Source organism: Aliiglaciecola aliphaticivorans, assembly GCF_054782055.1.
The window spans coordinates 61,439-84,806 of record NZ_BAAGTF010000005.1; the positions used below are offsets into that span (position 1 = coordinate 61,439).

Sequence of the window (23,368 nt, forward strand, 5' to 3'; positions counted from 1 at the left end):
CATGCCGTTGTGAAGATTAGAGAGTGTCACCAAACCTACCGTTTAGCGGCTATTGTGAGTCTGGTATTATCTAGTGTTTTATTCACAACCGCGTGTTCAGCGATAACACAACAAACTAGTTCGAAAGAAAAATCTCAAGAAACACAGTCTTCAGACACTGCGCCCGAGTTAGCACCGGCTGACTTTGCAAAGATCCAATCAGCTTTGCGCTCATTAGACAACTCACTGGCAGCGCGATCAAAAAGCAATATCGGCGTTAAACAAAGCGATGCCAGCCCTCAACTCAACGAATCATCTACGCCCCCCAAAGCGACGAGCAAGATGAAGATGGGCATGGGAAAAGGGAAAAAGAAGATGACAATGAACGGAAAGTCTTGCATGGGGATGATGTGTAAGATGATGATGAAAAATAGTTCGATGATGGGTATGCCTCCTGAACAAAATACACCGGAGATATCCAAACCTTCATCAACGATAAGCTTGCCAGGTGCGAGTAGTGCACCTCATATTTACCACCTTGGTGAACAAGCCTTTTTCTTAAACCACACAACAACATTAGAACTAACAGATACGCAGTATCAAACGTTGTTATCGATTCAATCTGAGTGGGAGTCTTCCCAAAAAAGCCTTGCGCAGCAGCGTAGTGCATTAGAGGCATTATTGTGGGAATTGACAGCCCAAGGATTGCCTCAATACGACAATATTAAAGACACTATTAGTGAAATAGAGGCCATAAACAGCACCCTACGCCTACAGTTTATTGCTTCGGTGGGGAAAGCCGTCTCAGTATTAACACCCCCGCAGATTGCGAAAATAAACGCGCTATGGGCGGCTGAACAAAAGGATGCGTCATGACTAGGGGGAGTAAACGCGCATCAATCATTCACCGCTATTGTGTCATTCTAAACGTCGTTCTTTTTTTCGTGATTATAAATGCGCACGCACAGCAACAGACTGAGGATAGTGAGCATGCCAGTCATCATCCTGAGGCAGCGAATGGGCCGATTGTTGCGGCAAGCACAGATTCTCCAGCTTTAGCCAACCAAGTTAAAGGTCAGCCGGGCAATGCCAACGCAATGATGGGGCCAGGTATGGCAAAAGGCATGGATAAAATGATGGAGAAAATGGGAGCGCCTAAACCTAAAGATCTCTATCCAACTTTAATGCGGATGCAATCAACCACGCCGGAACAAAGAGATAGTATCTTAGGCAAAGCGTCGGCGCGTATGCAACAAGGAAGTGAACAACTGACTACCGGGTTTGAATCGCTCGCCCGTGCCGCAGCCGTTGATGACTATACCCAAATGCAAGTAGCTGTTGAGACCGTTAAAGAAGGGATCGCGCATTTTGATAGTGGTCTTGCGGCAAAACGGGCAATACAAGATGGGCAAGATCCCAGAAGAGTGGCATTAACCTGGTTTAAATCGCAAATGAATTTGCTACCCAGTTCACCAGTGAATGATTCCTCAACACTATTTGGCATGACGCCGTTTCATACTGCAGTGATGCTTGTTCTGCTGATCTTCACTGTCGTCATGGTGTATGTTTATGGATTTAAAATGCGCAGAGCTGCCGCATTGCTAGAAGAGCTTAGGTCCACTGAGACCGCAAGCGCTTCTGCGCCCACTAAGCAAACATCACCTAACGAGATACCTACTAACGCACCTGTAGGGACTGACGCTGTTTTAATACCCGCTACAGCGCATGTATTACCTTCTACGACTATGTCACCGCGTAAAGGTGTCTATAGTGGCAGTATGCAAGTCACCGGTATTTTTCATGAGACCCATGATGTTAAAACGTTTCGACTTGCCAGCGCCGATGGTCAAGTCATCCCATTTAGTTTTGAACCTGGACAATTTGTGACTTTTACGCTCACGATTGATGGTGTTGAAAAACCGGTGAAGCGGTCTTACACCATCGCATCATCACCCACTGAGCAGTATTACTTTGAAGTCACCATCAAACGCGAGGAATTCGGTGTTGTTTCTCGTCATATGCATGACGTCGTAAATGTGGGAGATACGCTTTCAATTAAAGCGCCTGGCGGCAAGTTTTACTTCAATGGTCAAGATGCAAGTAGCGTTGTATTGATTTCAGGGGGGGTTGGGATCACGCCCATGATGAGCGCGGTACGTTATTTAACCACGACGTGCTGGGACGGTGACATTCATTTTCTGTTTTGTACGCGAACGTCTAACGATTTTATTTTTGAACAGGAATTAAAATATCTACAAGCACGTCACCCAAGGTTGAAAGTACTCGTCAGTATGACACAGGCGGATGGCACATCTTGGATGGGACCTCAGGGGCGTTTTTCATCGGCATTGATAAATGAATTCGTGCCGGACATAGCATTAAAAACAGCACACATTTGTGGGCCGCCGGCAATGATGGATGCAACCAAGGATATTTTATCTGAATTGGGTATGCCTGAAGCGAATATTAAAACAGAAGCTTTCGGTGGTGCGAGTCCGAAGAAAACGGCCACTAAAACGGAGGTCGCCCCAAACACGCCTGTAAACAATACGCGCCAAGTGCGATTTAGTTTATCAAATGCACAGGCACAAGCCGGCACAGATGAAACCGTATTGGACGTTGCTGATGGACTTGATGTTGATATTGAGAATTCGTGCCGGGCAGGCTCTTGCGGCAGTTGCAAAGTGAAATTACTGCGCGGCGATGTTGATATGGAGGTTGATGATGGGTTGGAGCCAGAAGATAGGGTCAGTGGTTATATTTTAGCCTGTCAAGCCATCCCTAAAACTGATGTGGAGGTGGAAGCATAGTGAATAGTCAAGAGCGAACCATTGTAGGCAGCTTGGTGGTCTTAATGATCTTACTTTGGCTAGGGTTTGTGTGGCACCGTGACCCAGCATTCCCTGGCAGCTTTGCTGGATTTATCGTTGGTTTGACTGCGCTGGTATTGATGTTTATTCCGTTGCTTTACATGATCATTAAACGCAACAAAGCACTTAAGAAAGTCGTGACCAAGCAAATAGCCATGCCTACGCTACTGCGGATTCATATTTATGCTGGAGTATTGGGACCTATTCTTGCACTCATCCATAGCGCCCATCGTTTTGATAGTGCTACTGGAGTCTCCATCATCATCTTTATGATGGTCGTTGTGATCAGTGGGTTTGTTGGTCGGTATGTACTAGGACTTATTTCCTCAAATGTGAAAGAGAAAAAGCGTCAAGTGACCGAACTCCAAGGTGCACTTTCAAGCGCCAAACAATCGCTAAAAGACGCGGTCTGCGACGTAAGATATTCGACTTTCGCCCAAACATCAGCGAGACACATTCCATACATTGCTTTAAGTGTACCTACTTCAGCGCAAAGTAAGCTGTTTCGACAAGAGAGTAAGGTTCTATCTATTATCGATGCAATTTCTGATGTTGAATACAGCATTCTGATTCACGACACTGCGAAAACTTGGTTTGCTCGTTGGTTGAAATTTCATATCGTGATTTCGATAACGCTCTATGGCGTATTGTTCTTTCACATTTTCAGTGAAGTTTACTTTGGACTACGCTGGTTATGATCAAGTGGATAATAGTCATTCTGGGCTTAGTCGCAGCGGGCTTTGGTGTTAGCCATTTTTTTCACACACCAGAGGATCTTTCAAAAATTCCATGGGAACAAATGGTAGAGCCTGGTTCACTGAGCAAAGCGCATGCGTTTTTGGCGGATGACTGCTTGAGTTGTCACACGCCAGTAGAAGGCGTTGAGCGCGACAAGTGTGTGGCCTGTCATGCAAATGATACGCATATCGTCGCGCGTCAACCTACTGCGTTTCACGCCGACATAACAGAATGTGCTAGTTGTCATACTGAGCATCAAGGTGAGGATGCTAAGATTTCACTGATGAACCATATTGCATTGGTCGATATTGGGTTCAATATGCTCCCCAACCCAAACGTGCCGTTTGACGAAGGCGCAGCCACGATGGCTTTTTTAGAAAATGTTCTAGCGAATAAGCAAACGGCTGATCCCCTATTTGTGCATCCCGACGTCAGTGATAAAGAAGCATTATTGAATTGTTCACAGTGCCACAGCAACGATGATCGCCACTTTACGTTGTTCGGAGAGGATTGCGTGCAATGCCACAGTACAGACAAGTGGTCACTGCCGACGTTTATTCACCCCTCGAGTCAATCTCGTGATTGCAATCAATGTCATGAAGCGCCGCCCAGTCACTACATGCAACATTTTAAAATGATTTCCGCCAAAGTCGCTGGCGAGCCAAAAGCCAAAGTGGAGGCGTGTTATGCCTGTCATCAATCGACTTCCTGGAACGATATTAAGCGTGCCGGCTGGTACAAGCATCATTAAGGGGGAGAAACTGTGATCACAAATTCCATTGCGCTGGCAACCTCACTGTTGGTAGCAATAGTATTGTTTCTGCCTCGCCTACGACAATCTGTCCAATGGCGAGCGACAGTAACACCGCTGGCTTCAATAATTGGCAGTGGCTTTTTGATCATTGCACCACTGTTGCATTCGGTAATGGGTAAATGGGCGCTACTGGGCATTATTTTATTGTCGACTCTGGCATATTTGTTGGGTTCAGTCATTCGCTTCAATATACGTCATGCAGAGCCTGAGCTTGCTCGCAATCCACAAGGCAGTATCGCAACGCTTGAGAAAGCCAGTCAATGGGCCCTCGGTGCTGCATACGCAATTTCTGTGGCGTTTTACATTAGCTTGTTTGCCGCGTTTGTCTTTGACCGCTTGGCTATTGACGATACAACGCTCATCAAATTGTTTACCAGTGGGCTGCTTGTCATCATTATGTTGGTCGCTTGGCTTCGCGGTGCAAGAGGATTAGAAACCATCGAGTTATTCGCAGTCACAATTAAGTTGGCGATTATTATTGGTGTACTAACAGCACTAGCAACTTACGATATACAAGTAAAAAGTGCGTGGTTTAAACATGAGGCGATACAATCCCTCAGCCATTTTGAAACCCTTAGCATGCTTGCCGGTATGCTTATGGTGACACAAGGGTTCGAAACCACGCGTTTTATGGGCAATAGCTATAATGCAGAGCAGCGTATTAAAGCGGGACGATATGCCCAGTGGATTGCCATTTTCCTTTACGTTGTTTTTATTGGTTTAACCTGTCCCATTTTTCTCGATTTTCCGATAACCGAACTGAATGAAACAACCATTAGTTATACCCTGGGTCAAGCCATTTGGGTATTGCCGATATTATTACTTGTGGCCGCGACGGCAAGCCAGTTAAGTGCCGCATTAGCCGATACCATCGGTGGCGGTGGTTTGCTAAAAGAACTCTTCCATTTACCTATATCTCCTCAGTTTTATTATGTTCTTGTCATCGCGATTGCAGGCATATTAGTTTGGTCATCCAACGTATTTGAAATCATTAATCTCGCGTCAAAGGGATTTGCACTGTATTACCTTATACAAACACTCATCGCATTCAAGCTAGTACTACTGCGCCCCAAAGAACAACGCTTCAAATCGCTTCAATTGCTTGGTCTTTGCGCGATTGTTGTTTCCTTATCCTTTGTGATTGGCTGGTCGATACCAGCACCGCACAGTTAATAGAGGACAGAGGCTAATGCAATCCGCAAAAACATGTTCGCCAGCAGTTCGCGTCGCAAATAAGGTTAAACAATATACCATAATTGGGGTTGGAAACATTTTACAGCGTGATGATGGCGTTGGTATACATGCTATCCAAGCCTTACAGCCCATGTTTGAAGACTATTCAAATGTGTCGTGCATTGATGCTGGGACACTGAGCTACGAATTATTAGAATGGGTGTCAAATTCAGATCATACCATTGTCATAGATGCCGCCTATATGCGATGTCCAGCTGGCACGGTTAAAGTCTTCAAAGATGATGAAATCGCGCAGCAATTTGAACAGGCAACGGCGCACTCTGTTCACCAAATTACGTTACGCGATACCTTATTAACCAGCCAAACATTGTTCTCAAAACCGACTGAAGTGACGTTAATTGGCGTAGAGCCTGAAACAATCGAGTGGGGGACGTCCTTAAGTCCAAAAGTCAGTGTCGCGCTCTCTTCCATCATGGATATCGCGTGTGCGTGTCTTTCTACCGATAATTTTCACGCCAATACTCCAGCGATTGAAAAGGAGTCACGATGAACGAAGAACTCATTTTTATAACATCTAATGCTGACACTACGGGCAATGTGATCCCGCTTTTGCATCAGATTCGTCATGCCTTATCCCAGTTACTTGCGCAGCAAGAAGAAACCACGATAGACCTGCGGCGATTGCCATTGAGTGCAAGTGAAGAATCACAGTTGGAGACTTTTCTGGGCCATGGAGAGGTGAAAGCAGATATTCAGGCACTGGGTGACACAGTGCTAATCGAATCACGATATACAGGTGTCTGGCTTGAAACGCATTACAACGAGGAAGCCGAGATCATGGGCAAATATGTGCATATCTGTGACTGTCCACCGCTAATAAAATCTCAACCAGAAGATATGGTGTTATCGCTCAATAATATCGTGTCAGACATTCAATCAATGTCTGATACATCGACGAATGACGCGGCTGAGGAGGATTAATATGTCTCTACCCACATTAAATGCGCAGTTACAAGCGTCAGGTATATCCAGACGCACATTTCTTAAGTTCTGCGCTACGACAGCATCATTGCTCGCCTTACCTCAAAGTGCGGTTGCCGATCTCGCCAATGCACTGGGGAATGCAAAACGACCTTCTGTTATTTGGTTGCCCTTTCAAGAATGTACTGGGTGCACCGAGGCGATTTTACGCTCTCATGCCCCCACTCTGGAAAGCCTTATCTTCGATCACATTTCATTGGATTATCAACATACAATAATGGCTGCCGCTGGAGAGCAAGCAGAGGAGGCACGACGCGCAGCAATGGAAGCGCACAAGGGACAATATTTGCTGTTGGTCGATGGTTCGGTTCCGATGGGGAATCCCGGTTACTCAACGATCAGTGGAATGAGTAATGTTGATATGTTGCGTGAATCGGCCAAAGAGGCTGCAGGTATTATTGCCATTGGTACCTGCGCATCTTTTGGCGGGATCCCCAAAGCTAACCCAAATCCGACGGGCGCTGTTGCAGTCAGCGACATCATTACTGATAAACCAATCGTCAATATTTCAGGATGCCCACCACTGCCTATCGCGATAACAGCAGTGTTGGTTCACTACCTGACATTTAAGCGTTTTCCTGACCTTGATGCACTGCAACGACCACTCGCCTTTTTTGGTGAAACCATTCACGACCGATGTTACCGGCGTCCGTTTTTTGAACAACGTAAATTTGCAAAATCGTTTGATGACGAGGGGGCTAAGAAGGGCTGGTGTCTGTTTGAGCTGGGTTGCAAGGGGCCTGAAACTTTTAATGCGTGTGCAACCGTTAAGTGGAATCAAGGCACCAGTTTTCCTATTGAATCTGGGCACCCGTGTCTTGGCTGCTCTGAGCCCGACTTCTGGGATAAAGGCAGTTTTTACCAAGCCCTTTTCCCATGGGAACGATACAAATCTAAACCGGGTAAAGGTGGACAGAAGCACGGCGGTAAAAACTCATAAGACACAATAGGCAAAGCATATGGACAAGACATCAAATAATGATCGGTTGGTCGTCGATCCCATCACTCGAATCGAAGGCCATCTAAGGATAGAAGCTGACTTGGATGGGAATACGATCAAACAGGCGTTCTCTTCGGGTACCTCTGTACGAGGAATTGAACTGATCCTGCAAGGCAGAGATCCTCGGGATGCGTGGGCGTTTGCTCAGCGTATCTGTGGCGTTTGTACATTGGTACATGGCATGGCATCGGTTCGCGCAGTCGAAGATGCCCTCAGAAAAGCGTGGCGTACAAACGCCAAGTTAGGAGTCGCTATTGGACATCCGGCCATGACGTCCATGCCAAAAGGGCCGTTGCAACATGGTAAAAAAGGCAAAGGGCACCGTCATTCAGGCACCGTGATAGGTTCACTGAGTGAAGCTGAGATGGCTATCCCACAAAATGCACAATTAATCAGAAACATCATGATCGGCACCCAGTATGTGCATGATCACGTGATGCATTTTTATCACTTACATGCCCTTGATTGGGTTGATGTTGTATCGGCTTTAGATGCGGATCCAGCTAAAACGGCAGCGCTTGCTGGTCAACTTAGCGATTATCCTCGTTCATCTCCTGGTTATTTTAAGGATATGAAACAAAAAGTTAAAACGCTGGTTGAGTCGGGACAACTGGGAATATTTAACAATGCATATTGGGGGCATCCGGGCTACAAACTGCCACCTGAAGTAAATTTAATGGCGCTAGCGCATTATCTAGATGCGCTAACGTGGCAACGTGACGTTGTCAAAGTTCACACCATATTTGGTGGCAAAAACCCTCATCCCAATTTTGTCGTCGGCGGTGTACCGTCACCCATTAATTTGAATGCATCAACAGGAATTAACACACGACGATTAGTGCAATTACAAGATGCCATCACCCAAATGAAGACATTTGTCGATCAAGTGTACTACCCAGATATTTTGGCCATTGCGGGTTATTACAAAGAGTGGGGTACACGAGGCGAGGGGCTGGGTAACTTTCTAACCTATGGGGACCTACCGACGACCTCAATGGATGATCCCGCGTCATTTTTATTTCCCAGAGGCGCAATACTGGGTCGCGACTTGAGCAAGGTATATGAAGTCGACTTAGATGATCCATCTGAAATTCAAGAATTCGTTTCTTCATCTTGGTATCGCTATAGCGGCGGAAATACAAGTGGCTTACATCCTTTCGAAGGGCAAACAAACCTTGAATATACGGGCCCAAGGCCCCCTTATAAGCACCTTAATACGAGTGCTGAATATTCATGGTTGAAAAGTCCGCGTTGGAAAGGCCATGCAATGGAGGTCGGTCCGTTAGCGCGTGTATTAATGATGTATGCGAAAAAGGATGCTGCAGCGCAAGACATCGTCAACCGCTCTCTTTCTATCTTGGACTTAGCGCCCTCAGCACTTTTCTCGACACTCGGCAGAACGCTCGCCAGAGCGGTTGAAACCAAAATTATCGTCAACCAGCTACAGGATTGGTATGACCAATTGCTTGATAATATTGCGAGAGGCGATACCGATACGTTCAACCCTTTATATTTTGACCCAGCGAATTGGCCTGTAAAAGGTCAAGGCGTCGGGGTTATGGAAGCGCCCAGAGGCGCTTTAGGGCATTGGTTAGTCATGCAAAATGGAAAGATTGATAACTACCAATGTGTCGTGCCCACTACATGGAACGCAGGACCTAGGGATCCTAATTCACAGGCCGGCGCTTATGAAGCTGCGCTACAAGATAAACATACACTACATGATCCTGACCAACCTTTAGAGATTTTGCGAACACTTCATAGTTTCGATCCGTGCCTTGCATGTGCTGTGCACGTGATGGACGAAACCGGTGAAGAGCGTCTGCAACTGAAAGTTCGTTAGTCATAGTTGAGGAACTATTATGAGCATCCAAAATATTACAAAGCATCTTACTAACCCACTAATATTAATTTTCTACTCGGTGTTGGGCTCACCAGCGAGCTACGCGCATCCGGGCCACCAAGGCGATCATTCCTTACTGTTAGTCGCACTCCTGTCAGTCACAGTGTTAGTGGCGGTTGGGCTCTTTGTGTACAGAGCGAGAGTGAGAAGTGACGCAATACGGGTACCACAGTAATGTGCCTCGCTGTTCCAATGAAAGTCACAGGAATAAAAGGCTTTAATGCGATATGCGAAGCCAAAGGTGTTTCTCGCGAGGTCAGTTTACATTTAATACAAGGATCAGGTGTCAAGGTGGGTGACTATGTAATGGTGCATGTGGGTTATGCACTGCAAGTGATCACGTATGATGAAGCGCAAGTGACGTGGGAGTTGCTCGATCAGGTGATTGCTTACGATGCATGAAATGAGTCTGTGCTATAGCTTGCTTGACACAATTGCCGTTTACCAACGCGTAAATATGGATAAGTGTGTCGGTCTTGTCCACGTCAAAATCGGCCCACTTTCAGGTGTTGAGCCTGATTTACTGCATCAGGCTTTTTTGACTTGTAGGACACACTCTATCGGCGATCAGGCAGCGCTTCAAATTCACACTAGCGCTATCAAAGTGCGCTGCACATTGTGTGGGAAACATAGCCGTGCAGTAGTAAACCGTATCATATGCGCTAGCTGTGGTTCGTGGCAGACAGAACTCATTCAAGGCGATGAGTTTGTTTTACAGCGAATTGAATTCATCCCGTCCGAAATATCAACCGAACCAAAGGAAAGACAATATGTGCGGTAATTGTGGGTGTGAAACACCTAGGAAAATCGAAAAGCCTATTCAGCAAATGACAAACGTCGTTGAGGTTCATGCGAATCTAAAAAGTAGCAATGATACCCAAGCGATCACAAATTGTGCTTTGTTTGATGCACATGATGTGATGGTGATTAATTTGATGTCATCGCCAGGCAGCGGAAAAACACGGTTGCTGGAAGAAACCATCACTGCGCTCAAATCTCAATACAACATGGCGGTGATTGAGGGCGATCTCGAAACTGAAAATGATGCTAACAGGATTAGGCGTCATGGTGTGCAGGCTGAGCAAATTGCGACAGGGCAAGGGTGCCATTTGGACGCTAATATGGTGTTTAAGGTACTCGGGAAATTTAACCTCGAAAAGCTAGACGTTTTGTTTATTGAAAACGTTGGCAATTTAATTTGTCCCGCATGTTTTGATTTAGGGCAGCACTTGAATGTGATCTTGTTGTCGGTACCAGAAGGCGACGATAAACCCGAAAAGTACCCCGTTATGTTTCGTGCCGCAGATGTCATGCTGATTTCAAAGACCGACTACTTGCAGTTCCACGACGAATTCAATGTGGCGCGTGCGATCCAGTCATTTCGTAAAGTGGGCAATAACGCCCCTGTTATAGAAGTGTCTTCAACGCAAAGTAACCAGCTTGAGGCATGGTTTGCTTACTTTATAGAAACCATTAATGCTCGTGACTCTCGCTCATTACAAGAACGGGGAGCTTAAGAGTATGTATAGTGTTGAATCGTTACTATCTCTGATCAAGAAAACGCCGCTTACAAAACCGCTCCGTATTCTCAATGTCTGTGGTGGTCATGAGCGCGCGATCACGCGCGCTGGCTTTAGAACGTTATTTCAACACAATATTCATCTGATCCCCGGCCCAGGCTGCCCCGTCTGTATTTGTCCAGAAGAAGATATCGCATTCGCGATTCACTTAGCACTCAACGAAAACGTCGTCATTGTGAGTTTTGGTGATATGCTCCGCGTGCCCATCGATTGTGCTATCGATGGTTGTGATTCATTGATAGCAGCAAAAAATAGTGGAGCAGATGTTCGTCCTATTTCGTCTGTGCAAGAAGCAGTATCTATTGCGATAGGTGAACCTGAAAAGGCGGTTGTATTTTTTGCGGTCGGTTTCGAAACCACCATGGCACCGGTTGCAGCAGCATTGCTTGCTGATTTGCCCAATAACCTTAAAGTTTTATTGTCTGGACGTCTTACTTGGCCAGCTGTTGCCCATGTGCTTAGAAGTCAAAAAGATACATTTGACGCCCTTATTGCACCAGGCCATGTCGCAACCATTATGGGATGTGAAGAATGGCAATTTGTTATCGACCATCATGATTTACCCGTCAGTATTTCAGGATTTCATCCAGAAAGTCTGCTTTTGTCGATCCATGCACTTATCAAAAACTGTTCTAGCAGAGTCATTACGCTGAACAATAGCTATCCCGAAGTGGTCAAGCACCATGGTAACTCAGCGGCTAAAACTCTTTTAAAAACAGCGTTTACTCAGGTTGATGCGCATTGGCGTGGAATTGGTGTCATACCGCGTTCTGGATTTTCATTGGCTGCAAAATTGTCGCACTTAGACGTTACCAACCATTATGAGCCAATCGATTCTAGTTCACGAATTATACAAACCGGTCTAAAAACACCCCCGCCCTGTGAGCAAGTGATACTTGGGCAAATGGCACCTGATGGGTGCCCGTTTTTCGGTAAGGAATGTATACCGGCTTCGCCCAAAGGAGCCTGTATGGTTTCCGACGAGGGGGCTTGCAGAATCTGGTATAGCGCTGGCGAGCGCTCAGTAATAGAAGTTATTGAGAAGGGAAATATGCAAAAAGTGGAGATAAAGTCATGACGGCTTCCGGCTCGCACGAAGCAAATCAAAATAATACAAAAACGATTGCGTATGAGCTAATCATTACAGGGATGATCCAAGGCGTTGGCTTTAGACCCTTGATTTACCGTTTAGCCCATGAAAAAAACCTTGTGGGATGGGTCAAAAACGATTGTGGGTGTGTGCGCATACATATTGAAGGCTCAGAATCAGATGTTGAACAGTTTTCATATGAATTAGTAAATAATACGTCACTGGTATCGTTGTGTTTGCTCGAAAAGAAAAGCATTAAACCCAATGGCTTAGGTACATTTTCGATAGAAGAAAGCAGTCATGACACATTAAGCGGGACGGTATCAGTGCCCAAAGACTTGTATTTGTGTGACGCGTGTCAGTCCGAGTTACTGTCTACAGCTAACCGGCGCAGTGATTATAGTTTCATCGCGTGCAGCGAATGTGGACCAAGATTCTCGATGTTGCGGGCAATGCCCTATGACAGAAAAAATATTAGTATGTCTGCGTTTCCTATGTGTGAGACGTGTCACCAAGAATATCAATCCCCGCATGACAGGCGCTTTCACGCACAGCCTATCAGTTGTCGCGCATGCGGACCTGAAGTGTTTTGTTCAACAGTTGGCGGTCGTGTGATCGCGCAAGGTGATGACGATGTTGTGACTGCGGTTGTGGGATGCCTTAACCAAGGTGCAATCATTGCGTTACAAAGTGTCGGCGGGTATCACTTAATTTGTGACGCGCAAAACACTGAAGCGGTTGATCTACTGCGGCGACGAAAGAATCGACCCGACAAGCCTTTTGCGGTGATGCTTCCAGAGCCGCAAAGCGATGTTCCTGGACAGAGTTGGCTCGATAACTGTGTGGTGGTAAACAGTCAAGATAAAGCGCTCCTATCAAGCCCTATAAGACCTATTTTGCTTGCACCAAAAAAACGCAATGCACCCATTGCAGAAAACGTAGCGCCAATGCTTAGTGATTTGGGGGTGATGTTACCATGCAGTGGTTTGCATTTGATGCTCATGAAGCAATTCAATCGTCCGATGATCGCAACCTCAGGCAATGAATACGGTGAACCTATGGTCACATCGACGTCGTCTGCACAACAACAGCTTTCCATGTTGGCTGATTTTTTTGTTCATCATAATCGCGATATCTGTCACAAACTTGACGACTCCGTTCTAAGAACTGTGATGTCAGGCGCTATACCGTTTCGTCTGGGGCGGGGCTTAAGTCCCCTGGAATTAACGCTTCCCTATGACGTGGAAGAACCCCTTCTTGCGGTGGGGGCGAATCAGAAAAACACGGTATCGTTCGCATGGAAGAACCGACTAGTGGTAACGCCGCATATTGGCGACCTAGATTCGCCTATAATGCAGGAACATTTTGAAAAATGTATCAGTGATTTTCAAGACCTTTATCATGTCAGTCCGCAGCGTATTCTGTGTGACCGACATCCTGGCTATATTAGTTCTCGTTGGGCCAAGGAAAGCCCATTACCGTCCAGTGAAATTTTACATCATCGTGCCCACGCATCCGCCTGGGCGTTATCTGCTGAAGTCTCGTCACCTAGTTTGGTTTTTGTATGGGATGGGGCAGGGATAGGCAGTAATGGTGATTTGTGGGGTGGTGAAGTGTTTTGGGGCTCACCGGGCAATTGGAAACGCATTGCATCATTGGCTCCTATGAAACTGCAAGGCGGGAATAAAGTACCATATCAGCCTTGGCGCAGCGCCGCAGCACTTGCATGGGAGACTAGTTTCACGGAGGTCGATTTGACCCCCTTTGACCCAGAGCACCTGAGTTTCAAGGCATGGAAAAACGAACTTAATTGTTATTTTAGTAGTTCGATGGGAAGACTGTTTGATGCAGCTGCGTTTGCCTGTTGTGAACAAAGTGAAGTCTCATATGAAGGGCAAGCACCGATGATGCTTGAGAGTGTTGCATCCACGCCATCCAAGATTGTGCCGTTATCCTTGATACAGAAAAGTGATGATTTCATTCTAATGGACTGGCGAACGATGGTGCCTGACCTATTTGATAAAACAGTACCCGCACAAATCCGCGCCGCAAATTTTCACGCATCACTCATTGAAACTGCGTGGGAGTTAACCCAGCGTTGTCGCAAAAAGTATGATTTCAAACATATTGGTTTGGCCGGAGGCGTCTTCCAAAACCGCATTTTATGCGATGGCCTAGCTGAACGTTTTGCACAATCAGACATTCCTGTTGTTATCCCAAGCAGTTTACCTTTAAACGATGCAGCAATAAGTGTCGGGCAAATTCACGAATATTGCTCAAGGAGATCATCATGAAAGGCATAGAGCGTAATAATCGAGCATCATCAGAACCGTTGGACACCGATACTATTCGGTTAGCGCAAGGCAATGGTGGAATATTGACCAAAAAACTTATTAATGATGTGTTTAAAAATACTGCCAATAAAGAACTAGATCTGCTACACGACGCGGCTTCGGTAACCTTCGCCGGTCCCTTTCTGAGTATGACAACCGATAGCTTCGTTGTCTCACCTTACACATTTCCAGGTGGCAATGTGGGGGCATTAAGTATTTACGGTACCGTGAATGATCTGGCTGTCGTTGGCGCGACCCCTCGGTATATCAGTACTGCATTCATTATTGAAGAAGGCTTTTCGATGACGGCTCTCAAGGAGGTTGTCCATAAAATGCATCAAGCTGCTGTAGAAACCAATGTGTCCATAATAACGGGAGATACTAAAGTCGTTCCAAAGGGATTCGGTGGTGGCGTTTATATCAATACAACGGGTGTGGGTGACAGCCAAGAAACACCAATTTGGGATACGAGTCTTATAAGGCCGGGCGATCATGTACTTGTCAGTGGCTCTGTTGGCGATCACGGTGCTTGCGTATTACTGGCGCGTGAGGACTATGGGTTGCATGGCCAATTAAAGTCCGACTGTGCCAGCGTTTTCCCGTTAGTCAATGCAATCAGAGACTTAGAAGGCGTTCGTTTTGTCCGAGACCCAACGCGTGGAGGACTATCAGTGTTACTCCATGACGTGGCAACTGAAACGGGTTTCAATATCGAGCTAATTGAAAATAACATTCCGGTGCGTCCAGAGGTCGCAAGCGTGTGTGACATTCTAGGCTTTGATCCTTTCGTTTTGGCTTGTGAGGGACGCGTTATTGCAATTGTCAGTCCCGATATTAGCAGCGAAGTACTCACTCATTGGCGGGGTATAAAAAACGGTGAAAATGCCCAATATATTGGTGTTATATCAAAAAATACAGACTTAAAGGGCCGCGTGTCGATTATTACGCCAATGGGAGGGCGACGCTTCATGAGTGAACTTGAAGATGAGCCACTTCCACGGATCTGTTGAAGGTTTAGGTGTTGACCTGTGAGCAGCACACAGGTTTATCGTATGAAGGTGAGAGTAAAACATAGGATTGAACGCGTGTTGTAGCGGCACAACTATGTTGATAAAGAAGGGGGTTTAAAATGCGGGTAAAACAAATAGCAGATGCACTAGATATTAGCGTTGATACCGTACGCTATTATACGCGCATTGGACTTTTGGTCCCAAATAAATCCCACAATGGATACAAGTATTATCGGCCGGCGGATGTGACGCGACTACGATTCATTCTAAGTGCTCGCTCACTAGGTTTTTCGGTCAATGATATTAAAGAGATCCTAGTTACATCTTCACAAACCAATGCGCCGTGTCCAACGGTAAGGCGTCTTATTGAAAAGAGGTTGGAAGAGACTGAACAGCGGTATCAGGACATGCATGAACTTAGAGAGCGCATGCGCTTAGCCACTTCAGAGTGGCAAAACAAACCCGATCAACCTCCAACGGCCGATACGATATGCCATTTAATTGAAGGTTTCACAGCGCTTAAGTCATAACAAGGTTTAAATAGGGAGTGGTTTATGAATTCTAAAACAGACAGTGCGAAAGCACATGGGTGTTGTAGTGGCGGCGATAAAACATCAACCGCGAACGAAGCGGTTGACACTAAAACGCAGACCAGACAGGTGTCTTCCGATGCAGGCGAGATACAACTTAATATTCAAGGGGCGAGTTGTGCCAGTTGCGTCACTAAAATTGAAACAGCCTTAAAACAAGTCGCAGGCGTCACCAGCGCAGAAATGAACTTTGCACAGCGTACAGTGCTTATCAATGGTAATGCCTCGCCAAGCGAACTGGTTCGTGCGGTAGAAGAAGCTGGGTATAACGCAACGCTGGCAAATGCCGATTCTGATGAGGCTGCCATTGAAGAAAAAGAGCAAGCGGATTGGGCATATTATAAAAAGCTAATGCGACATATGGTCATTGCATTGTCGCTTGGAGTACCGCTCATGATCTATGGTTTGGTAACCGGGGAAATGAGCGTCAACACGACCACGGAGCGAATTGTATGGTTGATTATTGGGCTCATGACATTAGGTGTCATGGTGTTCTCTGGTCGTCATTTTTATGTGGGTGCATGGAATTCGTTTAAAAATCATTCGGCCAATATGGATACTTTGATAGCCTTGGGTACAGGAACCGCCTGGTTGTACTCGATGACAGTTGTGTTCTTTCCGGGGTATGTCCCTGAAATGGCACGACATGTTTATTTTGAGGCAACCGCCATGATCATCGGCCTAATTAATTTGGGCCTGGCCCTTGAGATCAAAGCACGCGGTAAAACCTCAGAGGCCATTAAAAGGCTGATAGGCTTGCAAGCCAAGACTGCACGTGTCATTCGAGATGGCGATGATATTGATATTCCTATTGAAGATGTTTTGCTCAATGATCTTATCCGGGTTCGACCCGGAGAACGCATTTCTGTAGATGGTGTAGTCGTCGAGGGCCAAACCAGTATTGATGAATCAATGCTAACGGGTGAGCCTATGCCAATTGAGAAGCGAAAAGACGATGAGGTTGTGGCCGGTACCATCAACAAATCAGGCTCTATCGTCTTTCGGGCAGAACGCGTGGGAAAAGACACCGCGCTAGCTCAGATCATCAACATGGTAAAACGTGCACAAAATTCAAAACCACCTATTGGTCGATTGGCAGATGTTATTTCTGCCTATTTCGTGCCGGTTGTTATGATCATTGCCGTAATGAGCGCACTAGCGTGGCTCAATTTTGGTCCGGCTCCCGAGGTTGCCTTCGCAATCGTGTCAGCAACCACGGTACTGATTATTGCATGTCCTTGCGCATTAGGTTTAGCCACGCCGATGTCGGTCATGGTGGGGGTTGGCAAGGCGGCTGAGGCAGGCGTACTTATCCGCAACGGTGAAGCGCTGCAATCTGCTTCGAAAATTACCACAATGGTATTAGATAAAACCGGCACCATAACAGAGGGGGCGCCTAAAGTTACCGACGTTGTTATTGCGTCAGATCACAATCAAGATGACGTGCTTTCGTTAGCTGCAAGCCTGGAGTCGGGTTCCGAACACCCACTCGCAATGGCGATCGTTGAATCCGCGAAAGAGCAAGGTGTGCCGATCCACTCGGTGACTGATTTTGAGTCCATTGCAGGGAAGGGCGTAGCAGCAACACTGAATTCTCAGCGTTTGCTATTTGGCAATGAAAAATTGATGAAAGAAAAATCAATAGAACTTCATCATTACGTTGACAAAGCGCAGAGGCTGGCCGCAGAGGCTAAAACCCCAATGTATTTCGCGATTGATTCAAAATTAGTTGCCGTCATTGCTGTTGCCGATCCAATAAAATCAGACTCAATAGATGCCATCAAGCGCCTACAGCACAACGGAATACGTGTGGTGATGTTGACGGGGGACAATCGTATGACTGCAAAAGCCGTTGCTCGAAAGGCGGGGATTGTTGATTACGTTGCTGAAGTGATGCCAGAAGATAAAGCAAACAAAGTGCTCGAACTTCAACGTGAGGGTGAAATCGTCGGAATGACCGGCGATGGGATCAATGATGCGCCCGCCTTAGCCCATGCCAACGTCGGATTTGCTATCGGAACAGGCACTGATGTCGCAATAGAAAGTGCAGATATCACGTTGATGCGAGGCTCCTTACATGGGTTAGCGGATGCGATTGCAGTGAGTAAGTCAACGCTGAGAAACATAAAGCAGAATCTCTTCGGAGCATTTATCTATAACGTCGCGGGGATCCCATTTGCTGCAGGTGTTTTTTATCCATTTTTAGGCTTACTACTTAGCCCAGTAATTGCCGGTGCAGCGATGGCATTCTCGTCGTTAACGGTAGTGACCAACGCGAATCGATTACGTTTATTCAAAGCTAAAGAGCATTAGGAGAACCTAAAGATGATGTGGATTAATTTGATAGGGTTAGTCGTGATTGGGCTTATTGTTTGGTGGTTTTGGCTTTACCAAACAAAGTCAACTGAAGTACGAGACGGCAGCATCGAAGTCCGCGTGAAAGATGGCGTGTATCAACCTGCCAATATCACAGTGCCCGCGAATGAGTCTGTACAACTGATGTTCTACAGAGAAGATGCGACCCCCTGTGCGGAAACACTACTCATACCCGAGTTGGAGATCAGTGAAACATTAGTGCTTAACAAGCGTGTGATGGTCACTATTCCCCCCCAAAAAGCAGGTCGCTATCCGTTTCATTGTCAGATGCAAATGTACCTTGGCACTTTGGTGATCAAGTGATTTACCGTTTTCTGAAAACTTAAACGACACAAAAGCGAGGTGTATTGTGAATAAACAAAAATTACCTTTTTGGCGCACCCCCAGTGGTTGGTCCGCCATCGGACTTATAGCGGCGGCAAGCTATTTCTTGTTTGTCGAGCATGGTGAACATGTTTTCCCGTATTTACCATACTTGATCCTGCTGCTATGCCCGGTGATGCATATCTTTATGCACGGAAGTCATGGTAAAGGGCATGAGACACATGCTAACGACGAGCAAACATTTAAAGAGCAAACCGAAGACAATGATCAATACAGACAAGGTTATATCGAAGGGTTAGAGCAGGCACGCAAGGAAAAACGTAAAATGGAGAGTGACAATGCACGGTGAATCAGATTATGGGCTTTGGACGTTAGTCATCATTAACTCCGCAATATTTATCTTTTTTGCGTTTAGTTTCGTCAAGCCGAAGTCAAAAACAGACTGGCGAAGCTTAGGCGTATTTTCCGCTTTTATCGTGGCGTTATTTACTGAAATGTATGGTTTCCCGCTCACTATCTATTTTTTGTCCGGTTGGTTAGCCGAAAGTTACCCAGGCGTAGATTTTTTAAGTCACGAAAATGGTCACTTGTGGCATACACTGTTGGGGTTATCTGGCGATGCGCATTGGGATGTACTGCACATCTTGAGTAATGTTCTCATCGTTTTAGGATTCTTTGTTTTATCTGCTTCGTGGAATGTCCTGCATCACGCGCAAAAAACGAGCAGCTTAGCGACCAGCGGTTGGTACGCACGTTGTCGGCATCCCCAATATGTTGCCTTCATTGTGATCATGTTTGGCTTTTTACTGCAATGGCCAACACTACCCACTTTGCTCATGTTTCCCATTCTCATTGTTGTCTATGTTCGACTGGCCAAACGCGAAGAGCAGCACGCCGAAACTGAGTTTGGTGATACCTATAGGCAATATAAGCAAGCCACGCCAGGTTGGTTCCCACGATTTCTCAATTCAAACGTTTCAAGCCCCGTGTAAGGATTACAAAATGAAGAAAGCATTAGTTTCAATATTGTTTGTCGCAGGCGTTTTATCCGCTACCTTTACGAGTGCTCAGACATCCATGAGTGCCGATGAGATGTTACGCAGTAACGAGCGCGTCATGGATGCATTAATGCAACGCATCCAACGGATCAATGACGTTTCTGAGAGGCAAACGTTGATTGTAGAGCATATGAAGATGATGGATACCTACTTAACGAGTATTGAGAAGAGGATCCAAAGTGAATCTAATACTGAACAAAAGATACGATTAAAAGAGACATATACAAAAGGCCTGCAAAGAAGTCTTGTTCTTATCGAAAGCGGCATATCAGCAAGCGACATTGTTGTGATGGGGAACTCGATAGATGAACATTTGTTGTTAATAGAACAAAGAATGACAGTTTTACAATCGTTAATGCAGCAAGTGGTTAATGCCAATAGCGTTTTAAGTAATTAGTGACGTGACTGACATAACTGTGTAGGTAATTAATTTATAGGAGAAAAGTATGAGCGATTTAGATCACAGAGTGGGCGTTTCTGAGGCTAATTTAGTGGTACGGCATTTGAAGTTAACCGGCATTACCGACGGTAATTTATTAGCAATTGTTGCTGAAATTGATGGGACCTTTGGTATTGATGCCGTTTCATTTGAAGAAGCCAAAAACACTTTGCATATCGGCTATGACGCGACCCACTGCAATTTAGATGGCATTGAGACAATCATTCGTGCACACGGTGCAGACATTTCTGATGACTTTTGGACAAAGATGAAAGAAGGCTACTACCAATTCGTTGACGAAAACATTCGTGAAAATGCGAAACATAAACCCTGGAGCTGCCATCGTGTCCCACCCGGGCAAAGCAATAGACAGAAATAGTGTAGCGCGAATCGAGCAACTTTATGTTGGACTTCACCAATCAGCACTAATTAAAACAGGATATTAGCACTGTGGATCATAGTAAGAATAAAATGGGATTCGAACCGGCGCACATACAAAGTATTCTTTATTTTGTATCTCACAGCGAACCTGTCACAATCTCCGACGAGCAAGCCCTTGATGTTATTGCACAACTTCGTACCCCTCACCTTGACGCAGGAGAACTTATTCTCACGTTTGGCGCTCAAGAAAACAAACCATCAAACCTTTTTACGGGTGATAAACGAGCTTTAAAGGTGGTTAACCGAATGCAACATAACGGTGTATTAGCAATGGAAGGTTGCCATATGCTCCTGTTGGAAGAGGCTATCCGTTTGCTTATGATGTGTGGTGATAGAGATCAGGTTATTGCAAGTATCCAATCTCGTCCACATGTAGATAAAGCGATTGATATATGTTTTCGTGACATAGCGTCGGTAGACGATGCCTTGAAAAGCTACATAGAAAGCATTCGTTCTCAGTGCAGTTTACTGTCATTCGGGTTAACCCCAAACATTTGTTAACATGGAAATTTGGCCTGTTATTTGCTTTAGATAATGTGTGTGTTATCCGGCACACCAGTTTTTAATGAGATCAACGCGAACAGAAGGGTTTCCACTATGCTAAATACCGATTTACTCCAAGTCACGAACACGCCAAATCAAGCCATTAAACCAACAGACAACGAAACCAAACAAAGTGAAGAAGGGGGTTGTAACAAAGAGAAGTTTGAAGATTCGCTAGAAAAAGCTTTCAAAGCATTCTCGACAAAGAGTGACGATTAAAAACGTGGCAAGTTTTGACCGCTGGAAGCGCCTATTTTCCCATTGCGGGCAAATGGGCGCATAAAGTATTTTAGAGCAATTTGGAAAGTGATTGTGGCTTCATCAATAGGTGTTAGAGCAACACCCAATGTTTAAGCTCCTATTGCCTGATAAAGCATCCAAATTCCAGCACCAATCATAAACAAGTTTTCCGTAAGCGAAACAAAACCGAGGGGAACATTACTGTCTCCGCCGACGCAAGCGCATTTCAACTCGCGCTTATCTACGTAAACAGCTTTAAATACCGATAAGGCACCGATGGTTCCAATAAAGAGAGATACGGGGCCAACGACATAGCCTGATAATCCGGCAAGCATACCAATCCCAGCGAACGCTTCCGCAAATGGATAAACGTAACCGTATCGCACACTGCGCATTGCTAGTAAATCGTAGGTAATAAACGAATTGGTAAAGCCATATAAATCGCGTAATTTTTGAATCGCAAGAATCGACATACTCAGCGCCACAAAGACTTCGATGACTGGAACGGTCAAAAGTGACTCTATGGTGCCGGCTTGAGCAAAGACAATGCCCAAAGCCATTAGAAATGCGGTCGCAAAAATAGCGATAACCGGCGTATAGGTTGTGCCAGTCTGCCCAGCTTTCCCCATATCAAAAAACTCCCTTAGCTCGTCATATCCCCCAATACGGTTTTCCTCAATAAATGTTTGAGGTGTTGTTTCAACCCCATGTTTTTCCTTAAATTTATCTGTTTCTTCACGAGAGCTAAGTTTATGATCGTCGATTTTATATCCTTTTCTTTCCAACAGGTCTTTTGAACGTAAACCATAGGGGCAAATGTGCTCCTTCGTATGCATTCTGTAAAGCGTTGCAGATTTACTCATGTTTGTTCTCCGGTATAAAATAATAATAAAAGATAGTTGTTACTTTTTACTAAAGTCGGGGACAGGGCGCTGAATTGCCTCATTCGCTGAGGACACAATGCCATTTTTATTGATATCTGAGATTAACCATTTCATTTCCTTAATCTCGCGCTCTTGAGCGTTTATAATTTCTTCGGCCAATTTTTGAACTCGGACATCATCAATATTTGCACGCTCACTGGTTAAGATCGCAATAGAGTGGTGAGGTATCATTGCTTTCATCCACGCGCGACCTTCAATGGTAGCTTGCGATCGCACCAAAAATAGCGCCAAACAAAAAAATAACGACACTGCCTATTAAAATTGAAACGTTTTTTATTTTGCTTTCATACATGGGCAGCATAAATAGCAGCATGATGACCGCCATCATCGCCCCCATGTAGATAGCCATGTATAAGCGAGTCTCGCTAAAGAAAACATGCTCAATTGAATATGAATTGAAGTACATCATAACCAACATAAAGGCGGTAGAGGTAAGTATCATTGCGAAAAATTTAGTATATTTAGTCATGTTTAATTCCTTGAATTCTAGATTAATGTTTCATGTATTTAATTAAAACAGAGGCTGAACAGCTCACCAGTAAAAAGCCAGTCATTGCTTCTATTCCAGCAAGAAATCTCAAATGAGAAGTCGCTTCAATCTGGCCAAGTCCAAGCGTGGTCAGGTTGATTAGGGAAAAATAGAAAAGCTCAATAAATTGGTTTAGGCTGCCACCATTTACGTTCCCTAGACCCATTGCTATGGACACTTTAAAAGCAAACGTGAACCACAGAGCTGCTAGGGCCTGTTGATCTTTCGTGATTGGTTTTTGAGCGGCATGGTAAAGAGTTATAATTTGTTTCGCCAAAAATAAACTAACAACTCAATACCATGCCGAGACTAATGCTAACTGATCAGCGGTG

Annotated in this window: 27 protein-coding genes and 1 pseudogene; 25 read left to right on the plus strand and 3 right to left on the minus strand. The window is 45.4% G+C overall.

Features of this window, described 5'->3' with window-relative positions; translation table 11 throughout:
- Nucleotides 1-9: 9 nt before the first annotated feature.
- The 25 genes from ACYVIL_RS03455 to ACYVIL_RS03575 all read left to right on the plus strand — a co-directional run bounded on the left by ACYVIL_RS03455 (nt 10) and on the right by ACYVIL_RS03575 (nt 21,542).
- Entirely contained in the window at nt 10-855 is an 846-nt protein-coding gene (locus ACYVIL_RS03455) for a hypothetical protein (protein ID WP_117316838.1), read from the plus strand.
- Nucleotides 852-2,789, plus strand: coding sequence for a 2Fe-2S iron-sulfur cluster-binding protein (locus ACYVIL_RS03460; protein WP_460311572.1), 1,938 nt, complete (start codon nt 852-854; stop codon nt 2,787-2,789). Before ACYVIL_RS03455 ends, ACYVIL_RS03460 begins: the two co-directional genes overlap by 4 nt.
- Nucleotides 2,789-3,547: a hypothetical protein gene (locus ACYVIL_RS03465; protein WP_460311573.1), complete on the plus strand. Its 759-nt coding sequence runs from the start codon at nt 2,789-2,791 to the stop codon at nt 3,545-3,547. The genes ACYVIL_RS03460 and ACYVIL_RS03465 overlap by 1 nt, the downstream gene beginning before the upstream one ends.
- A complete protein-coding gene (locus ACYVIL_RS03470) occupies nt 3,544-4,338 on the plus strand; it encodes a multiheme c-type cytochrome (RefSeq protein ID WP_013755284.1) in 795 nt (264 codons plus the stop codon). The genes ACYVIL_RS03465 and ACYVIL_RS03470 overlap by 4 nt, the downstream gene beginning before the upstream one ends.
- Before the next feature lie 12 nt (nt 4,339-4,350).
- Nucleotides 4,351-5,574, plus strand: a complete 1,224-nt coding sequence (locus tag ACYVIL_RS03475; RefSeq protein WP_013755283.1) for a hypothetical protein — start codon at nt 4,351-4,353, stop codon at nt 5,572-5,574.
- 16 nt (nt 5,575-5,590) lie between these two features.
- The gene (locus tag ACYVIL_RS03480; protein WP_460311574.1) at nt 5,591-6,145 is read left to right on the plus strand and encodes a HyaD/HybD family hydrogenase maturation endopeptidase; all 555 of its coding nucleotides are present in this window, start codon (nt 5,591-5,593) and stop codon (nt 6,143-6,145) included.
- Nucleotides 6,142-6,576 (plus strand): hydrogenase expression/formation C-terminal domain-containing protein, encoded by a 435-nt coding sequence (locus tag ACYVIL_RS03485; RefSeq protein ID WP_013755281.1) that lies wholly within the window; start codon nt 6,142-6,144, stop codon nt 6,574-6,576. The genes ACYVIL_RS03480 and ACYVIL_RS03485 overlap by 4 nt, the downstream gene beginning before the upstream one ends.
- Nucleotide 6,577: 1 nt before the next feature.
- Entirely contained in the window at nt 6,578-7,576 is a 999-nt protein-coding gene (locus ACYVIL_RS03490; protein WP_460311575.1) for a hydrogenase small subunit, read from the plus strand.
- Nucleotides 7,577-7,595: 19 nt separating this feature from the next.
- Nucleotides 7,596-9,479, plus strand: a complete 1,884-nt coding sequence (locus ACYVIL_RS03495) for a nickel-dependent hydrogenase large subunit (RefSeq protein ID WP_460311576.1) — start codon at nt 7,596-7,598, stop codon at nt 9,477-9,479.
- Nucleotides 9,480-9,498: 19 nt separating this feature from the next.
- Nucleotides 9,499-9,714 carry a hypothetical protein gene (locus ACYVIL_RS03500; RefSeq protein WP_013755278.1) on the plus strand — a complete coding sequence of 72 codons (216 nt, stop codon included), beginning with the start codon at nt 9,499-9,501 and terminating at the stop codon, nt 9,712-9,714.
- A complete protein-coding gene (locus ACYVIL_RS03505; protein ID WP_013755277.1) occupies nt 9,714-9,941 on the plus strand; it encodes a HypC/HybG/HupF family hydrogenase formation chaperone in 228 nt (75 codons plus the stop codon). Before ACYVIL_RS03500 ends, ACYVIL_RS03505 begins: the two co-directional genes overlap by 1 nt.
- A gap of 1 nt (nt 9,942) precedes the next feature.
- On the plus strand, nt 9,943-10,320 hold the full coding sequence (locus tag ACYVIL_RS03510; protein WP_460311577.1) for a hydrogenase maturation nickel metallochaperone HypA/HybF: 378 nt from the start codon (nt 9,943-9,945) through the stop codon (nt 10,318-10,320).
- Nucleotides 10,310-11,056 carry a hydrogenase nickel incorporation protein HypB gene (hypB, locus tag ACYVIL_RS03515; RefSeq protein WP_126873361.1) on the plus strand — a complete coding sequence of 249 codons (747 nt, stop codon included), beginning with the start codon at nt 10,310-10,312 and terminating at the stop codon, nt 11,054-11,056. Before ACYVIL_RS03510 ends, hypB begins: the two co-directional genes overlap by 11 nt.
- 4 nt (nt 11,057-11,060) lie before the next feature.
- Nucleotides 11,061-12,197: a hydrogenase formation protein HypD gene (gene hypD / locus ACYVIL_RS03520; protein WP_013755274.1), complete on the plus strand. Its 1,137-nt coding sequence runs from the start codon at nt 11,061-11,063 to the stop codon at nt 12,195-12,197.
- Nucleotides 12,194-14,503, plus strand: coding sequence for a carbamoyltransferase HypF (hypF, locus tag ACYVIL_RS03525; RefSeq protein ID WP_460311578.1), 2,310 nt, complete (start codon nt 12,194-12,196; stop codon nt 14,501-14,503). The genes hypD and hypF overlap by 4 nt, the downstream gene beginning before the upstream one ends.
- Complete coding sequence (gene hypE, locus ACYVIL_RS03530; RefSeq protein ID WP_460311579.1) at nt 14,500-15,552, plus strand: hydrogenase expression/formation protein HypE; 1,053 nt, start codon at nt 14,500-14,502, stop codon at nt 15,550-15,552. The genes hypF and hypE overlap by 4 nt, the downstream gene beginning before the upstream one ends.
- Nucleotides 15,553-15,671: 119 nt before the next feature.
- A complete protein-coding gene (locus tag ACYVIL_RS03535; protein ID WP_013755271.1) occupies nt 15,672-16,082 on the plus strand; it encodes a MerR family transcriptional regulator in 411 nt (136 codons plus the stop codon).
- A 24-nt stretch (nt 16,083-16,106) separates the two neighbouring features.
- Nucleotides 16,107-18,455: a heavy metal translocating P-type ATPase gene (locus tag ACYVIL_RS03540; RefSeq protein ID WP_460311580.1), complete on the plus strand. Its 2,349-nt coding sequence runs from the start codon at nt 16,107-16,109 to the stop codon at nt 18,453-18,455.
- Nucleotides 18,456-18,467: 12 nt separating this feature from the next.
- On the plus strand, nt 18,468-18,821 hold the full coding sequence (locus ACYVIL_RS03545; protein WP_460311581.1) for a cupredoxin domain-containing protein: 354 nt from the start codon (nt 18,468-18,470) through the stop codon (nt 18,819-18,821).
- Nucleotides 18,822-18,867: 46 nt separating this feature from the next.
- Nucleotides 18,868-19,191 (plus strand): DUF2933 domain-containing protein, encoded by a 324-nt coding sequence (locus tag ACYVIL_RS03550; RefSeq protein ID WP_123324660.1) that lies wholly within the window; start codon nt 18,868-18,870, stop codon nt 19,189-19,191.
- Nucleotides 19,181-19,834 carry a methyltransferase family protein gene (locus ACYVIL_RS03555; protein WP_013755267.1) on the plus strand — a complete coding sequence of 218 codons (654 nt, stop codon included), beginning with the start codon at nt 19,181-19,183 and terminating at the stop codon, nt 19,832-19,834. Before ACYVIL_RS03550 ends, ACYVIL_RS03555 begins: the two co-directional genes overlap by 11 nt.
- Before the next feature lie 10 nt (nt 19,835-19,844).
- Nucleotides 19,845-20,297, plus strand: a complete 453-nt coding sequence (locus tag ACYVIL_RS03560) for a hypothetical protein (protein ID WP_460311582.1) — start codon at nt 19,845-19,847, stop codon at nt 20,295-20,297.
- Nucleotides 20,298-20,346: 49 nt separating this feature from the next.
- On the plus strand, nt 20,347-20,718 hold the full coding sequence (locus ACYVIL_RS03565) for a hypothetical protein (protein ID WP_044447462.1): 372 nt from the start codon (nt 20,347-20,349) through the stop codon (nt 20,716-20,718).
- A gap of 71 nt (nt 20,719-20,789) precedes the next feature.
- Nucleotides 20,790-21,281 carry a hypothetical protein gene (locus ACYVIL_RS03570; protein ID WP_013755264.1) on the plus strand — a complete coding sequence of 164 codons (492 nt, stop codon included), beginning with the start codon at nt 20,790-20,792 and terminating at the stop codon, nt 21,279-21,281.
- A gap of 96 nt (nt 21,282-21,377) precedes the next feature.
- A complete protein-coding gene (locus tag ACYVIL_RS03575) occupies nt 21,378-21,542 on the plus strand; it encodes a hypothetical protein (protein ID WP_013755263.1) in 165 nt (54 codons plus the stop codon).
- Between the two features lie 131 nt (nt 21,543-21,673).
- On the opposite strand, the gene ACYVIL_RS03580 is transcribed toward ACYVIL_RS03575, so the two are convergent.
- The 3 genes and pseudogenes from ACYVIL_RS03580 to ACYVIL_RS03590 form a co-directional block, all read right to left on the minus strand.
- Nucleotides 21,674-22,426 (minus strand): MauE/DoxX family redox-associated membrane protein, encoded by a 753-nt coding sequence (locus ACYVIL_RS03580; protein WP_460311583.1) that lies wholly within the window; start codon nt 22,424-22,426, stop codon nt 21,674-21,676.
- A gap of 39 nt (nt 22,427-22,465) precedes the next feature.
- Nucleotides 22,466-22,976: pseudogene (locus ACYVIL_RS03585) on the minus strand (DUF305 domain-containing protein).
- A gap of 22 nt (nt 22,977-22,998) precedes the next feature.
- Nucleotides 22,999-23,313: an ion channel gene (locus ACYVIL_RS03590; protein WP_460311584.1), complete on the minus strand. Its 315-nt coding sequence runs from the start codon at nt 23,311-23,313 to the stop codon at nt 22,999-23,001.
- Nucleotides 23,314-23,368: the final 55 nt, after the last annotated feature.

Coding starts and splice junctions, on each gene's coding strand:
- ACYVIL_RS03460 (WP_460311572.1), top strand. CDS start 852: ATGACTAGGGGGAGTAAACGCGCATCAATCATTCACCGCTATTGTGTC.
- ACYVIL_RS03470 (WP_013755284.1), top strand. CDS start 3,544: ATGATCAAGTGGATAATAGTCATTCTGGGCTTAGTCGCAGCGGGCTTT.
- ACYVIL_RS03480 (WP_460311574.1), top strand. CDS start 5,591: ATGCAATCCGCAAAAACATGTTCGCCAGCAGTTCGCGTCGCAAATAAG.
- ACYVIL_RS03485 (WP_013755281.1), top strand. CDS start 6,142: ATGAACGAAGAACTCATTTTTATAACATCTAATGCTGACACTACGGGC.
- ACYVIL_RS03490 (WP_460311575.1), top strand. CDS start 6,578: ATGTCTCTACCCACATTAAATGCGCAGTTACAAGCGTCAGGTATATCC.
- ACYVIL_RS03495 (WP_460311576.1), top strand. CDS start 7,596: ATGGACAAGACATCAAATAATGATCGGTTGGTCGTCGATCCCATCACT.
- ACYVIL_RS03500 (WP_013755278.1), top strand. CDS start 9,499: ATGAGCATCCAAAATATTACAAAGCATCTTACTAACCCACTAATATTA.
- ACYVIL_RS03505 (WP_013755277.1), top strand. CDS start 9,714: ATGTGCCTCGCTGTTCCAATGAAAGTCACAGGAATAAAAGGCTTTAAT.
- ACYVIL_RS03510 (WP_460311577.1), top strand. CDS start 9,943: ATGAGTCTGTGCTATAGCTTGCTTGACACAATTGCCGTTTACCAACGC.
- hypB (WP_126873361.1), top strand. CDS start 10,310: ATGTGCGGTAATTGTGGGTGTGAAACACCTAGGAAAATCGAAAAGCCT.
- hypD (WP_013755274.1), top strand. CDS start 11,061: ATGTATAGTGTTGAATCGTTACTATCTCTGATCAAGAAAACGCCGCTT.
- hypF (WP_460311578.1), top strand. CDS start 12,194: ATGACGGCTTCCGGCTCGCACGAAGCAAATCAAAATAATACAAAAACG.
- hypE (WP_460311579.1), top strand. CDS start 14,500: ATGAAAGGCATAGAGCGTAATAATCGAGCATCATCAGAACCGTTGGAC.
- ACYVIL_RS03535 (WP_013755271.1), top strand. CDS start 15,672: ATGCGGGTAAAACAAATAGCAGATGCACTAGATATTAGCGTTGATACC.
- ACYVIL_RS03540 (WP_460311580.1), top strand. CDS start 16,107: ATGAATTCTAAAACAGACAGTGCGAAAGCACATGGGTGTTGTAGTGGC.
- ACYVIL_RS03545 (WP_460311581.1), top strand. CDS start 18,468: ATGATGTGGATTAATTTGATAGGGTTAGTCGTGATTGGGCTTATTGTT.
- ACYVIL_RS03555 (WP_013755267.1), top strand. CDS start 19,181: ATGCACGGTGAATCAGATTATGGGCTTTGGACGTTAGTCATCATTAAC.
- ACYVIL_RS03560 (WP_460311582.1), top strand. CDS start 19,845: ATGAAGAAAGCATTAGTTTCAATATTGTTTGTCGCAGGCGTTTTATCC.
- ACYVIL_RS03565 (WP_044447462.1), top strand. CDS start 20,347: ATGAGCGATTTAGATCACAGAGTGGGCGTTTCTGAGGCTAATTTAGTG.
- ACYVIL_RS03575 (WP_013755263.1), top strand. CDS start 21,378: ATGCTAAATACCGATTTACTCCAAGTCACGAACACGCCAAATCAAGCC.
- ACYVIL_RS03580 (WP_460311583.1), bottom strand. CDS start 22,426: ATGAGTAAATCTGCAACGCTTTACAGAATGCATACGAAGGAGCACATT.